The organism is Flavobacterium sp. 9, assembly GCF_002754195.1.
Taxonomy (GTDB): Bacteria; Bacteroidota; Bacteroidia; order Flavobacteriales; family Flavobacteriaceae; genus Flavobacterium.
This window is the reverse complement of sequence record NZ_PEEU01000001.1, coordinates 3,065,698-3,079,246: the sequence shown is the minus strand read 5'-3', so window position 1 is coordinate 3,079,246 and position 13,549 is coordinate 3,065,698. Positions and strand designations below refer to the sequence as shown.

At 31.0% G+C, this 13,549-nt stretch carries 14 protein-coding genes, 1 tRNA gene and 1 pseudogene; 6 read left to right on the top strand and 10 right to left on the bottom strand.

The features are described from left to right. Nucleotides 1-20 precede the first annotated feature (20 nt). Both CLU81_RS12580 and CLU81_RS12575 read right to left on the bottom strand, forming a co-directional pair. Nucleotides 21-1,505, bottom strand: coding sequence for a GH3 auxin-responsive promoter family protein (locus tag CLU81_RS12580; RefSeq protein ID WP_099710129.1), 1,485 nt, complete (start codon nucleotides 1,503-1,505; stop codon nucleotides 21-23). 11 nt (nucleotides 1,506-1,516) lie between these two features. Beyond that, complete coding sequence (locus CLU81_RS12575) at nucleotides 1,517-2,017, bottom strand: peptidase (RefSeq protein WP_099710128.1); 501 nt, start codon at nucleotides 2,015-2,017, stop codon at nucleotides 1,517-1,519. Nucleotides 2,018-2,228: 211 nt separating this feature from the next. On the opposite strand from CLU81_RS12575, the pseudogene CLU81_RS12570 reads away from it, so the two are divergent. Further along, nucleotides 2,229-2,407: pseudogene (locus tag CLU81_RS12570) on the top strand (twin-arginine translocase TatA/TatE family subunit). 152 nt (nucleotides 2,408-2,559) lie between these two features. On the opposite strand, the gene CLU81_RS12565 reads toward CLU81_RS12570, so the two are convergent. Beyond that, entirely contained in the window at nucleotides 2,560-4,683 is a 2,124-nt protein-coding gene (locus CLU81_RS12565; RefSeq protein ID WP_099710127.1) for a Tex family protein, read from the bottom strand. 123 nt (nucleotides 4,684-4,806) lie between these two features. Then, nucleotides 4,807-5,628, bottom strand: coding sequence for a BRO family protein (locus tag CLU81_RS12560; RefSeq protein ID WP_099710126.1), 822 nt, complete (start codon nucleotides 5,626-5,628; stop codon nucleotides 4,807-4,809). Between the two features lie 67 nt (nucleotides 5,629-5,695). Here CLU81_RS12560 and CLU81_RS12555 point away from each other — a divergent pair, with 67 nt between their 5' ends. After that, nucleotides 5,696-6,013 carry a DUF1294 domain-containing protein gene (locus tag CLU81_RS12555; protein WP_233209699.1) on the top strand — a complete coding sequence of 106 codons (318 nt, stop codon included), beginning with the start codon at nucleotides 5,696-5,698 and terminating at the stop codon, nucleotides 6,011-6,013. Between the two features lie 158 nt (nucleotides 6,014-6,171). Here CLU81_RS12555 and rpiB read toward each other — a convergent pair whose 3' ends face one another. Continuing rightward, nucleotides 6,172-6,603 carry a ribose 5-phosphate isomerase B gene (rpiB, locus tag CLU81_RS12550; protein WP_099710124.1) on the bottom strand — a complete coding sequence of 144 codons (432 nt, stop codon included), beginning with the start codon at nucleotides 6,601-6,603 and terminating at the stop codon, nucleotides 6,172-6,174. A gap of 812 nt (nucleotides 6,604-7,415) precedes the next feature. Beyond that, nucleotides 7,416-7,649, bottom strand: coding sequence for a DUF2007 domain-containing protein (locus tag CLU81_RS12545; RefSeq protein ID WP_099710123.1), 234 nt, complete (start codon nucleotides 7,647-7,649; stop codon nucleotides 7,416-7,418). Nucleotides 7,650-7,847: 198 nt separating this feature from the next. Here CLU81_RS12545 and rnr point away from each other — a divergent pair, with 198 nt between their 5' ends. The 4 genes from rnr to CLU81_RS12525 all read left to right on the top strand — a co-directional run bounded on the left by rnr (nucleotide 7,848) and on the right by CLU81_RS12525 (nucleotide 12,194). Then, nucleotides 7,848-10,028: a ribonuclease R gene (gene rnr / locus CLU81_RS12540; RefSeq protein ID WP_099710122.1), complete on the top strand. Its 2,181-nt coding sequence runs from the start codon at nucleotides 7,848-7,850 to the stop codon at nucleotides 10,026-10,028. Between the two features lie 24 nt (nucleotides 10,029-10,052). After that, the gene (locus tag CLU81_RS12535; protein ID WP_099710121.1) at nucleotides 10,053-10,721 is read left to right on the top strand and encodes a head GIN domain-containing protein; all 669 of its coding nucleotides are present in this window, start codon (nucleotides 10,053-10,055) and stop codon (nucleotides 10,719-10,721) included. Between the two features lie 14 nt (nucleotides 10,722-10,735). Then, complete coding sequence (locus CLU81_RS12530) at nucleotides 10,736-11,413, top strand: LysE family translocator (protein ID WP_099710120.1); 678 nt, start codon at nucleotides 10,736-10,738, stop codon at nucleotides 11,411-11,413. 61 nt (nucleotides 11,414-11,474) lie between these two features. Beyond that, nucleotides 11,475-12,194 (top strand): GldM family protein, encoded by a 720-nt coding sequence (locus CLU81_RS12525; RefSeq protein WP_158235331.1) that lies wholly within the window; start codon nucleotides 11,475-11,477, stop codon nucleotides 12,192-12,194. A gap of 215 nt (nucleotides 12,195-12,409) precedes the next feature. Here CLU81_RS12525 and CLU81_RS26795 read toward each other — a convergent pair. From CLU81_RS26795 to CLU81_RS12510, 4 genes are all read right to left on the bottom strand, one after another. Further along, nucleotides 12,410-12,480 (bottom strand) — tRNA-Cys (locus CLU81_RS26795). A 94-nt stretch (nucleotides 12,481-12,574) separates the two neighbouring features. Beyond that, nucleotides 12,575-12,934, bottom strand: coding sequence for a dihydroneopterin aldolase (gene folB / locus CLU81_RS12520; RefSeq protein ID WP_099710118.1), 360 nt, complete (start codon nucleotides 12,932-12,934; stop codon nucleotides 12,575-12,577). Between the two features lie 2 nt (nucleotides 12,935-12,936). Further along, entirely contained in the window at nucleotides 12,937-13,245 is a 309-nt protein-coding gene (locus CLU81_RS12515; RefSeq protein ID WP_099710117.1) for a hypothetical protein, read from the bottom strand. Beyond that, nucleotides 13,236-13,451 carry a hypothetical protein gene (locus CLU81_RS12510; RefSeq protein WP_099710116.1) on the bottom strand — a complete coding sequence of 72 codons (216 nt, stop codon included), beginning with the start codon at nucleotides 13,449-13,451 and terminating at the stop codon, nucleotides 13,236-13,238. Before CLU81_RS12510 ends, CLU81_RS12515 begins: the two co-directional genes overlap by 10 nt. Nucleotides 13,452-13,549: the final 98 nt, after the last annotated feature.

The following is a 13,549-nucleotide window of genomic DNA, read 5'->3' as shown; positions in this document are numbered from 1 at the left end:
ATGAAGATTTACAATTTTAATTACTTCAAATTATCCGCAATCTTTCTATCATTCGATAATCTTGGCGTTTTATTTTGTCCTCCTAATTTTCCCTGAGATTTCATATATTCCTGAAATCCGTTTTTAGAAACTTTGGTTACAACCACTTTTCGCAAAACACTTCCGGTGATCAAATCATCATAATAGATATTTTGTTTTCTCATTGAAGCGTCTATTGCTTCTGCAAAAGTGTCCATATTTTCCGGTTCAGTTTCAAATTCAACCAACCATTCGTGATACGGCAATCCGCTTGAAGGATTAATTTGTGGTGCAACTGTAAACTCGTTAATTACAATCTTAGTTCCTTCTGTTGCTTCTTTCATCGCTTTTTCGACTTCATTTGCAATAACATGCTCTCCAAAAGCAGAAATGTAATGTTTGATTCGGCCAGAAACAATAACTTTATGCGGAAACAAAGAAGTAAATTGAACAGTATCTCCAATATTATAACGCCAAAGTCCTGCATTTGTCGAAATAATTAAAGCATAATTTACGCCAACTTCAACTTCGCCAACTGTATAACTTTTTGGATTTTCAGTAAAAAATTCATCGGCTTTTATGAATTCATAGAAAATTCCTGAATTCAACAATAGCAACATTCCTTTTGTTTTTTGAGAATCCTGATAGGCAAAAAATCCTTCAGAAGCCGGAAACAATTCAATGCTGTCAACTTTACGCCCAATCATGTTTTCGAACTTCGCGCGATATGGTTCATAATTTACACCACCGTAAATAAACAAGTTGAAATTCTTGAATAAATCGCCAATTTTCTTTCCTCCGCTTTTTTCCTGCAAACGCTCAAAATACATTTGAACCCACGACGGAATTCCGGAAATAATAGTCATATCCTGCTCGATTGTTTCCTCGACGATAGCATCTATTTTAGTTTCCCAATCTTCAATACAATTGGTTTCCCAAGATGGCATTCGGTTTTTTTGAAGATATTTTGGAACAAAATGTGCTCCAATTCCGGATAATCTTCCAAATTTGATTCCATATTTTTCAACTAAAATTGGACTTCCCTGCAAGAAAATCATTTTTCCATCAACAAAATCAGCATTTCCAGTTTCATATATATAATGTAGAATCGCGTTTCGTGATGCTTCGATATGATACGGCATTGATTCTTTGGTCAACGGAATATATTTTGCGCCGGAAGTTGTTCCTGAAGTTTTAGCAAAATATAATGGTTTTCCTTTCCAAAGAATATTTTTTTCGCCCATTCGAACCTTATCAATATAAGGTTTCAAATCTTCATAATCACGAATTGGAACACGTTTCTTGAAATCATGAACGGTTTTTATTTTATCAAAATGATGATCAACGCCAAACTCGGTTTCTCTTGCACTATTAATTAAACCTTTGAATATTTCTTGTTGAGTTTCTACCGGTTTTTTGGACCAAGCCAAAGTATCGTAGTATATTTTGGTTGCAAATAATTTTGCTGCTACTGATTTAATAGACATTTCTTATGGTATTATTTCTTGTCACTTTTGTTTTTACTTTGCTTTTTGTCAACAGACTCCTTCTCCACTTTTGAAACTTCTTCTCTTAATTTTATTTCTTCTTCTGAAGCGTTCATATTTACTTCTGAAGGTTCATCAACTTCTGCTAAAATCGAATCTTTATTAAATTTAGCATATTCTAATTCGCCTCTTAATACTTTTTGAATTCCGTTTATATAAGCTTCATTTTTCTTTAAAGCCGTTTCTAATGAATCAGATTTTATAGCCAATTCTGTAGCATTTCTTTTTAATTCAGAAGAAGAATATCCTGGAATAAATTCTCTTAAAGGCGTAAAAGCAATAATAAAAGTAGTTATTAAGATCAAAAATATTCCTCCAAGCGAAAAAACAACAAAGACATTCATCAACGTTAATTTGAATGAAAAAAGCTCTTCAAAAGTATCTTCATTCAAAATGACCAATCGGTTTTTGATAAATAATTTTTTCCTAAAATCGAATTTCTTCTTAGCCATTGCGGTTCTTTATGTAAGCAAATATAATAATTAATAGTCTTGTTGATGCCAGCTTAAATTTGATGAATATACTTAATTTAAGATTTTATAAAATATTTAACGTTGCTAAATACAAATATTTTAATCCAAAAACACTTTTTGTTCGTATATTTCTATATACCTTTGCGGTACAATTTAGAAAACAATTTGCTTCGGCATTAAATATACAATCATGGGAAGATTAGGTCTTACAGAAATCCTTGTAATAGTAGGTATTGTGATTTTACTTTTTGGAGGTAAAAAATTCCAGAATTAATGAAAGGTTTAGGAAGCGGAATCAAAGAATTCAAAAACGCTGCTAAAGACGATCAACCTGCTGCTGCCAAAAAAGAAGAGGAAGAAACAAAATAAGTATTTATATATCTTATTAAAACCCCAAATTACAATGTAGTTTGGGGTTTACTTTTTTATAAACTATACATAAATAAAAACTCCCAAATTAGATTCTAATTTGGGAGTTTTTATTTATTTGTCTTCCTGAGCAAAGTCGAAGGATTGGAATTTTACAAAACCATCGTCAACTGAATTCTCTTTCTATCTTCATCAACTTCAGTAACTTTTACATCAACATGTTGGTGAAGTTTTACCACTTCGTTTACGTCACTTACAAAACCAGCTTTCAATTGAGAAATGTGAACCAATCCGCTTTCTTTAATTCCGATATCTACAAAACAACCAAAATTGGTAATGTTATTAACAATTCCAGGCAGAATCATTCCGGTTCTCAAATCTTTGATTGATTTCACATTTGCATCAAATTCAAAAACCTTAGCTGACTTTCTTGGGTCTAATCCAGGTTTTTCAAGCTCTTTTATGATGTCTTTTAATGTAAGTAAACCAATTTCAGGTGTAATATAGTTTTCGGCCTTAATTAAGGCTGTTTTTTCTTTGTTTGCAATTAAGTCGTTTACCGAAAGTTTCAAATCTTTTGCCATCTTTTCAACAACCGGATAAGCCTCTGGATGTACCGCCGAATTATCCAACGGATTTTTAGCATTTGAAATTCTAATAAAAGCCGCACCTTGCTGATACGCTTTCTCGCCTAAGCGAGGCACTTTTTTTAGCTGTTTTCTATCTTCAAACGGGCCATTTTCTGAACGATATTGAACGATATTTTCCGCAAGCTTCTCTCCTATTCCACTCACATAACTTAGTAAATGTTTACTTGCCGTGTTAATATTGATTCCAACCGAGTTCACACAACGAATTACGGTATTATCTAATTCTTCTTTAAGTTTAGTTTGATCTACATCATGTTGATATTGTCCAACTCCAATTGCTTTTGGGTCGATTTTTACTAATTCTGCCAAAGGATCAGAAAGTCGACGTCCGATCGAAACTGATCCACGAACCGTTACATCATAATTAGGAAATTCTTCACGCGCAATTTTTGAAGCCGAATATACTGAAGCTCCAGCCTCAGAAACGATGAAAACTTGCAGCGGTTTATCAAACGCGATTTTTTTTATGAAAAATTCCGTTTCTCTTGAAGCTGTTCCGTTCCCAATAGAAATTGCATCAATTTGATACGCATTTACCATCGAACGGATTTTCTTGATCGCCATTGCTTCCTCATTTTGAGGCGCGTGCGGATAAATAGTTTCATTATATAATAAATCGCCTTTTTCGTCCAGACAAACTACTTTACAACCACTTCTAAATCCTGGATCGATTGCCAAAATACGTTTTTCGCCCAAAGGCGGCGCTAATAATAGCTGACCTAAATTATTCGCGAAAACCTGAATAGAATTTGCATCGGCTTTTGCTTTTGCTTCTTGCAACGTTTCATTTCCAATCGCCGGATTCAATAATCGTTTATAACTATCTTCGATCGCTAATTGCAAATGTGCCGTTGTACTATTTTGTTTTTTAATGATTATTTCGTCAATAACATCATAAGCTTCATCGATATCAACATCAACTTTCATCTTAACAAAACCTTCGTTTTCTGCACGAAGCATCGCTAATAAACGGTGTGAAGGCGCTTTTGTTAAAGGTTCTTCCCAATCAAAATATTGACTAAATTTTTGTGCTCCTTCTTCTTCAGCTTTCTTTTTTACAACTTTGGTTCCAATTGTTGCTTTTCGCTGATATAAACGTCTTAATTGTTTACGAACATAAATGTTTTCGTTAATCCATTCTGCAACAATATCACGTGCGCCTTGCATCGCAGCTTCTTCGTTAATAACATTTTCATTAAGATATTGTGTCGAAATAAAATCTACATCAACATCATTTTCAGACATAATGATTTTCGCCAATGGTTCTAAACCAAATTCGCGCGCAACATCTGCTTTTGTTTTTTTCTTCTTTTTATACGGAAGATAAAAATCTTCTATCTCTTGTAAATCAAAACTTTGCTCAATTTTCTGTTTCAATTCATGCGTAAGCGATTTTTGTTCTTCGATCGATTTAAGAACTGCTTCTTTACGTTTTACAATCGCTTCATATTCTTTATGAAGTTTTGCAATTTGCTCAATCTGAACTTCATCAAGATTTCCGGTTGTATCTTTTCGGTAACGCGAAATAAACGGAATCGTACAATCTTCCTCTAATAATTTAACCGTGTTTTGAATGTTAATCGCTGCTGTTTGAACAGTCTTGGCAATGAATTGAATATTAGTCATTCTTGTTTTATTTGAATCGCAAACATGCAAAGTGTTTCGAGAAGTTTGCAAATGTTTTATTATATTACTGTTTTAGATTTATCAAAACTAACATAAATCTTTTGATTATTTTTAATTCTAAATTTACTCCAGCTTTTTTTTCTCTGGTGGCAGAAAATTTTCTCCTGTTACAACACTTTTTCCAGTTTTATCTTCTAAAGCTATTCTTGCATTTTTTGCAATTGCACCGCCTTTTTTGCTTGCTTTCGCATTTTCTAAAAGTCCTTTTGCTTCATCACTTTCAGCAATTTGTCTAGTTGAAAGTTCTGCCAAAGCAGTAAAAATCAATTCTGCATCAGACATGTGATCTCTCAAATTTTGAGATTCTAGTCCTTTTACTTCTTTATGATTTTTTACTGATAATCCCGTCCATTCCTTATGAATAATGTTTGTAAGCATTGCAAATTCGTCTTTTTTCTCTACTCCTGATTCTTTCCAATAATCAGTCAATTTATTACGAGTCTCCTGCCCTGTCATTCTTTGCTGAATCCATTTTTCACTTCTACCTAAATTTTGCCAGTTTTCACGAGCACGATCTAAACTTTGAGAAGGATCTGCCAATTCCTGAAGTCTTTCATAACCAACTTTCGCCAGCCATTGTTTAAAAGGTTCTGCTTTTGGAGAAGGAATAGATTGAATTAAGCGTAATAAAGTTTCAGTATCTGCAGTATCTGTGAGTCGATTTTTTCCATCATCAGCTATCATTTTGAACTGTCGACAGTTTGTCGACAGTTCAAATCCCTCTTCTGTTTTGACTCTAATTTTCATTTTATACCAATAATCCCTTGGATTAAGGCTATCTGTTAAAATCTTAATCACATCAATTACTGAGAAATACCATATTTCTTTATCAGCATCATAATGACTTCTTACTTTTTTTTGTTCAAATAATTGTACTGGACTCATTGACTGTGAATTACATTATTACTTTGTCTTCCTAAATTTTAAGACAACTAAAATAATATCTTTGTTCATGATACTTATACCCATGAAAGTCTTTTTTATATCACTATTGTTTATAAACATCTTCGTTTTTATTCTTGCCGGATACGATAAAAATCAAGCCAGAAAAAATAAACGTAGAATTCCAGAAAATACATTGTTTTTCTTTGAAGCAATTGGCGGAACAATAGGTTTATTAACAGCTATGATTTTCTTTAGACATAAAACGAGTAAATCTTCTTTTATTATAAAATTCTCAGCAATTGTTTTTATTCAAATTTTAATTGCTGTTCTATTGTTTATTAACAACGTAAATATTTTTACAATTGCTTTATTTTTAAGTAATTAGCGATATAAAACTATAGATATTAACAATGTTAATAAGTCGAAAATAGTATTATAACAAACTGAAAATAAGCAATTTAAACAAAAAACCGGACGAATTTAAAAAATCCGCCCGGTGTATTTATCTTTATAGGTGCGAAGCACCCGATTTTTTTTGACTTTTTATTGACAAGCGATTTTATTCACTCTGTTTTGGTGTCTTCCACCTTCAAAAGCAGTTGTTAAAAACGTTTCAACGATTTCAACTGCTTGAGGAATAGACGTAAAACGCGCCGGAATACTAACAATATTTGCATCGTTATGTAAACGTGTTAAATAAGCAATTTCTTTAGTCCAGCATAAACCAGCTCTAACTTTCGGGTGTTTATTAACAGTCATTGCAATTCCGTTTCCACTTCCGCAGATAACGATTCCAAAATCAGCTTTACCTTCAGATACATCATTTGCAACCGGATGACCATAATCAGGATAATCAACAGAATCTTCAGAATCTGTACCATAATTAGTTACTTCATATCCTTTTGCTTTAAGCATCGTTACGATTGCTTTTTTATAATCTGGTCCTGCGTGGTCATTTCCTATCGAAATTTTCATCTTTGTGTATTATTAAGTTGTGTTATGCAAATTTACTTAAAGAATTTCTTAGCTGTGTACTATTTAGAAAAAAGTTAGCCACTAATTTCACGAATTACCACTAATTATTGTTCTTTGTAACAATCAAAAATAGTTTTAAAGACTAGAATTCAATTCGAGTAAATTTGTGAAATTCGAGACAAAAAAACCTTATTTTACAATTGCTTAGCTATCAAAAACTTAACACTTATCAACATTATTAACAACTCTATAAGTATCTCATAATCAATAAATAATATTCATTTATTTTGTTAAAATTTTATAATGTTAATAGTAAAAGCTAATTCGTTGATATTCAATTAACTTTAAGTTAACATTATTTGTTAATAAGTTGAGATAGAAAATTAGAAGTTTTTTTTGGTTGTGTCGAAAAAAAATCTAATCCAAAACCGGAATGAAATAACCTAATAAAGTTTCATGAATTTTTGGAAAAGTTATCAATATCAAAAATGCCATTTTCAACAAATATCAACATGTGAACTTATCTACAAAATGAATACTTTTTTGGTTGTTAACCGTTGTTAATTAAAATACAAAAAGTCTTATAAATTAGACTTTTAACCAAATATAAGTATGTTGATAACTCAAGATAACTAAGAGAAACTTCATTTCAATGCTTTTAAAAATAAATTTATAGCACATATTAACAAGCTATAATAACAAACAAAAATTAATTTAATTTAAATTTTTCTTTTTGTTGTATTTAATATATGTTGACAACTTTGAAAATTTTAAAAAGAAAAAAAATCTTGAAATTGAAAAATTAGATGAGTTTAAACAATTTTAAGTGGGTTATTAAGATTGTCTAGAATTTGCTGAACTTCTTCGAAATCGTTTGGATGAACTTTGAGTTTGATTCCGCCAAGTGCAGCCGAATACATTGGAGCCACAGAAAGGGTGATTTCGTTTTCGAAAAAATACGGAATTTCTTCTTGTTCTAATAAGTGTTTGAGAACTACGGTTTCGTGCTGATAATTGAATACTGCAATGGTTTTGAAGCTTTCCATAATGCGTCTTTTTGTAAAGATACGAAATGAGCATAACTAAAGGTTTTTCGCTAGCAGGAATTTTAAATATGCGAATTACAAATGACCTTTGAAAATCAATAAGTATCTCCTTTTGAAAGTTATATTTTTAATAATTTATTTGTTAAAATCTATAATCTGATATCTTATTTGTAATTTTAACTTTTTAAGAAAAGATATATGAGTAAGAAAATTAGAAAGCCGATAAAAAATGAGAAAGATTTCTCAAGCAAAATAATAAAAATTTTATCGCAAAGCCCAAATAAAGCATTCAATTACAAACAAATAGGAGCAAAGTTAGAACTTGATGATACAAAAAGCAGAAATCAGATTATAAAAGATTTAAAAATTCTGGCTGCTTCAAAGAAAATTATAGAAACTGAACCTGGTAAATATTTAGTAAAAGCAGAGAGTCAGGATTATTACGAAGGAACAATTGATATGACGAGCAGAAAAACGGCCTATTTTATTTGTCCGGATTTTAGTGAAGATGTTTTTATCCCAACTAATAATTTGAATCGTGCCTTAGACAAAGACAAAGTAAAAGTTTATGTTTATAACCGAAGAAAAGGGAAAAGACCTGAAGGTGAAGTTGTTGAAGTTGTAGAAAGAAACAAAACAGAATTTGTAGGAGTTATAGATATTCAGGCAAATTTTGCTTTTGTATCTACCGCAAATCCTAAAATGTATACCGATATTTTTATTCCTAAAGATAAAATTGGAGAAGCAGAAAATGGTGATGTTGTTTTAGTTACCATTGAAGATTGGCCAAAAAGAGCTGATAGTCCGTTTGGATCTGTTATAAGAGTTTTAGGAAAACCAGGAGAACACAATACTGAAATCCATGCAATTTTAGCCGAATATGGTTTACCGTCAGATTTTCCGGTAGAAGTAGAGGTTTATGCACAAAAAATAGATACTTCGATTCAGGAATCTGAGATTGCAAAACGTCGTGATATGCGTGATACACTTACGTTTACGATAGATCCAAAAGATGCAAAAGATTTTGATGATGCATTGTCTTTCAAAAAGTTAGAGAATGGAAATTACGAAATTGGTATTCATATTGCCGATGTTTCGTATTATCTTGAAGAAGGAACAATCCTTGATGATGAAGCTTATCAACGTGCAACTTCAGTTTATTTGGTCGATAGAGTAGTGCCAATGCTTCCTGAAGTATTATCTAATTTTGCTTGTTCGCTTCGTCCAAATGAAGAGAAATATACATTCTCAGCCATTTTTGAAGTTTCAGAAGAAGCCAAAGTTATTAACCAATGGTTTGGTAGAACTGTTATTTATTCAGATCAGCGTTTTGCTTATGAAGAAGCGCAATACATCATTGAAACAAAAGATAGTACGATTCCTGTTGATATTTCAATTACCGGAGAATCTTATACCGTTTCTGATGAAATTACAAATGCTACTTTAAAATTAGATGAATTGGCTAAGATTCTAAGAAAGAAAAGAATGGCAAATGGAGCTATTTCTTTCGATAAAGTCGAAGTAAAGTTTAATCTTGATGCTGAAGGTGAACCAGAAGGAGTTTATTTTAAAGTTTCTAAAGATGCGAATCATCTTATTGAAGAATTTATGCTTTTGGCCAATAGAAAAGTGGCTGAATACATTGGAAAACAGAAGAAAACATTTGTTTACAGAATTCACGATGAACCAAACGAAGACAAGTTAATTGCAATGCAAACCGTAATTGCTAAATTTGGTTATAAAATAGATTTTAGAAACAAAGGAGATATTTCGAAATCATTGAATGCTTTGATGGAAGAAGTAAACGGTAAAAAAGAACAAAATTTAATTGATACTCTTGCTATTAGAAGTATGAGTAAAGCCAAATATTCGACAGAAAACATTGGTCATTACGGATTAGCTTTTGATTATTACAGCCATTTTACTTCGCCAATTCGTCGTTATCCAGACGTTATGGTACATCGTTTACTGCAATATTATTTAGATAATGGCGCTTCTGTAGATGAAGAAGTTTATGAAACAAAGTGTTTACATTGTTCGAATATGGAAAGTTTAGCAACAAATGCTGAACGCGATAGTATTAAATACATGCAGGTTAAATACATGCAGGATCACCAGGACGAAGAATTTCTTGGAGTTATTTCCGGAGTTACTGAATGGGGAATTTATGTTGAAATTGTTTCTAACAAATGCGAAGGAATGGTAAGAATCAGAGAAATAAAAGATGATTATTATACTTTCGATGAAAAGCAATATGCTTTAGTTGGAGCAACTTCAAATAGTGTATTGCAATTGGGAGATGAAATTTATGTAAAAGTAAAAAATGCTGATTTAGTGAAGAAACAACTGGATTTTCATTTTTTACGAAGAGCAGAATAAAGGTTTAATTTAAAAAATAAAAGTATGAAAAAGTTAATTATTGGAGCGGCAATTTTATTTGTTCAAATGTCTTTTGGTCAGGTTACCAAAGATGTAGGTGATTTTGATACCGTTAAAGTATTTGATAAGTTGAGTGTAAAATTGGTTCCATCTTCAGAAAATAAAGTAGTTATTAAAGGAACTCGTGAATCAGAAGTTGAAGTTGTTAACAAGAAAGGTGTATTAAAATTAAGAATGCCTTTTCCGAAGTTATTATCCGGAAATGATTTAGATATAACGCTTTATTATAAACATTTAGAACTTATTGATGTTAATGAAGGTGCTAATGTAACAAGCAAAGATGCCATAAAAGCTACGTCTTTTAAAGTAAGTGCTCAGGAAGGCGGAACTATTGATGTTAATTTAGATGTTGATAAGTTAAAAGTGAGTTCAGTTTCAGGAGGTTCTATAACTTTGTCTGGTAAAGCAGCAAATCAGGATGCAAGTTTAGGAGCTGGCGGATATTTACTAGCTAGTAAATTAAGTACGTCTCAAACTACTGTAAGCGTTTCTGCGGGAGGAAAAGCAGATGTGAATGCTTCTACCCTTGTAGATGCAAAAGTAAGCGCAGGAGGCTCTATTTACATTTATGGTAAACCGAAACAAATTAATCAGAAAACAGTCTTTGGAGGTAAAATCGAAGAGGTAAAATAACAAATTGTATTTGAATGATAAATGATATTTTGGCTGGACTGCCATGGGGACTTTTTTTAAGTTTTATGGTAGGTCCAGTATTTTTTATATTACTTGAAACCAGTATTACAAAAGGATTCAGAGCTGCTTTAGTCTTTGATCTTGGAGTAGTATTAGGTGATATTTTTTTTATAGCAATCGCTTATTTAGGAAGTTATAGATTAATTCAGAGTTTAAAAGACAAACCGGCACTTTTTATTTTTGGTGGAATTATCATGTTGGCTTATGGTTTAATTTCTTTCATAAGATTAAGAAATGAAGAAAAAATCGACGATGAAGAAATTGATCGTGATATTATCAAAAGAAACTACGGAAGTTTGTTTGTAAAAGGATTTTTACTGAACGTTATCAACATTGGAGTTCTAGGTTTTTGGTTGGCAGTTATTATTTCTGTAGGACCAAAATTAGAAATGCAAAACTCTAGAATGTTTACTTTTTTTACTTCTGTAATCATTACTTATTTGTTAGTTGATTGTTTTAAAATTCTATTAGCCAAACAATTAAAATCTAAAATGACACCTTCAAATATTATTAAAATCAAAAAAGGAATCAGTATTGTTTTAATGGTTTTTGGATTTGTTTTGATGATTCAAGGTTGGTTTCCAAAAGAAAAAGAAATGGTTAAAAATGCTTTTGAGAAGATAGAGAAGTAGAACATTTACTATGGTTAGAAAAATACTTTTATTCTTCTTTTTTTCTTTTTCACTACATATTGTGGCACAAAAAGATTCTTTAGTTGTTGATAAATCTAATCTGGCTGTAGTTTCTGCTGATAAATTAAATGTGGTTTATAGAGGAGTTTCAAATCCAATTTCTATTGCAATTCCAAATTGTAAATCATTTACTGCAACTGGTGTAGGATTAAATAAAATATCAGAAGGAAAGTATTCACTAAGTCCTGGATCAGGTCTCTTTTCAGTAATTAAACTTGATGTTGAATTGAATGATGGTTCTAAAATTACAGAGGAACATAAATTTAGAATAAAGGAAATTAAAAGTTTTTTTTTCGCGACAATTAATGATAAAAATTGTTGTGAAAAATGTATTTTAGAAATGACTAAAGAGGAGCTTTTAGATTCTAGACTTGGTTTTGGTTTGCCTGATTATTTCCTTTTCGATTTGAATATTTCAAAATATAAAATAAACAGTTTTATTATAAAGTTTTCTAATAATAGTAGGATTGTGGTTGATGGAAATAGGTTTAATAATGATGTTAACAACACAATTAAAAAGCTAAAAAAAGGCTCTATTTTCGTAATTAATGATATTGGTTATTCTTGCCCTGGTTCTGAGAATTATCTTTTACCAAGACTTGTTCCAATTAAAGTTATGATTGTAGAAAAAGAAGTACAGGAAAACTATTATGAAAATAAAGAGTTTATTAGAGATAGTATTCGAAGAATAAAAAGTGAAAAGAAACTTTTAAAAAGATAAATTAAACCTCTGAATTTCAGAGGTTTTTTTATTCTTAAAACTTTGAATTGAAATTAGTTTGTCATTTCAAGGAAGGAGAAATGACACAAGAGATTCCGTAAACAAAATCGTCAATCTTTATCGAATTACAAGTGTGATTTCTCGTTCCTCGAAATGACAAGTTTGTGGAAAAAATTAGGCACAAAAAAAGAGACACATTTCTGTATCTCTTTTTGAGGCATCGTCCGGATTCGAACCGGAGTAGGAGCTTTTGCAGAGCCCAGCCTAGCCGCTCGGCCACGACGCCATTACTTGAACGGATGGCAAAAGTAACTAAAATCTTTAAATTTCAAAACTTTAAAATGAAGTATTTTTAAAATTTTGCTTTTTATTTTAAAGAATTACTTTCTAATTTCGGTCATTTTTATAGTAACTGTTTCAACATCACCACCTATAGGAGGATTTATTTTAGAAACCCAAACAGTTGTTTTTTCTACAGTTTTTATTTCTGCAAGTACACGATTATTGATTCTTTTGGCAACATGTTCTAATAAATGAGAACGAATTGCCATTTCTTCGGTAACAATTTTGTTTAAATGTACATAATCAACCGTGTCTAATAAGTGATCGCTTTCTGCTGATTTCTCTAAACTAGCTTTAATTTTTAGATCTACTGTGTAGTCAGATCCAATTTTTCCTTCTTCAATCATACATCCGTGGTATGAAAAAGTACGAATGTTTTTTAATTTTATGATTCCCATTTTTATAATTTTATTCTTGTAATGTTTGGATCTTGGTGATTGGATGTTACAGCTTGTATTGAAACTATTTTTTTGTTTTCATCAACTGTAAAGTGGATAGTGTAAGGAAATTTTTTTAATGGTAAAGTTCTAACTATATTATATTTTTCTTCGAAAAAAGGTATGTTTCCTAGTGTTTTACTATAATTTTTAAATTCTGAATAAAATGTTTTACCTAATCCTTTACTTTTATTTTCATAGTAATCAGCTGCTTCATCAACTTCAAGTTTTGCTCGTGAAAGTATTTGAAGTTTAAAATTATTTACAGCCATTTCTTATCCATTTCTTTTTCAAAATCTTCCCAACTAATATAATCTTCTGGCTTAGCATTTTTCATACGTTCCAGAACCATTTCTTGTTGCCATAACGGAACCTCATTCTCAATATTTTCATCTATAGAAACATCAGGAATATGTTTGAAAAAGTTTATAAAAGTTTCGTAAAAATCGTCTGGAATTGTAACAGTTAATTGTCTCATAACCTTGAATATTTATGCAAAAATAGTGATTAATTTAATTTAAAGTCTCTTAACCCTAATCCTCGATCTATCATCTATTTTTTTATCTTTGCTAAAAT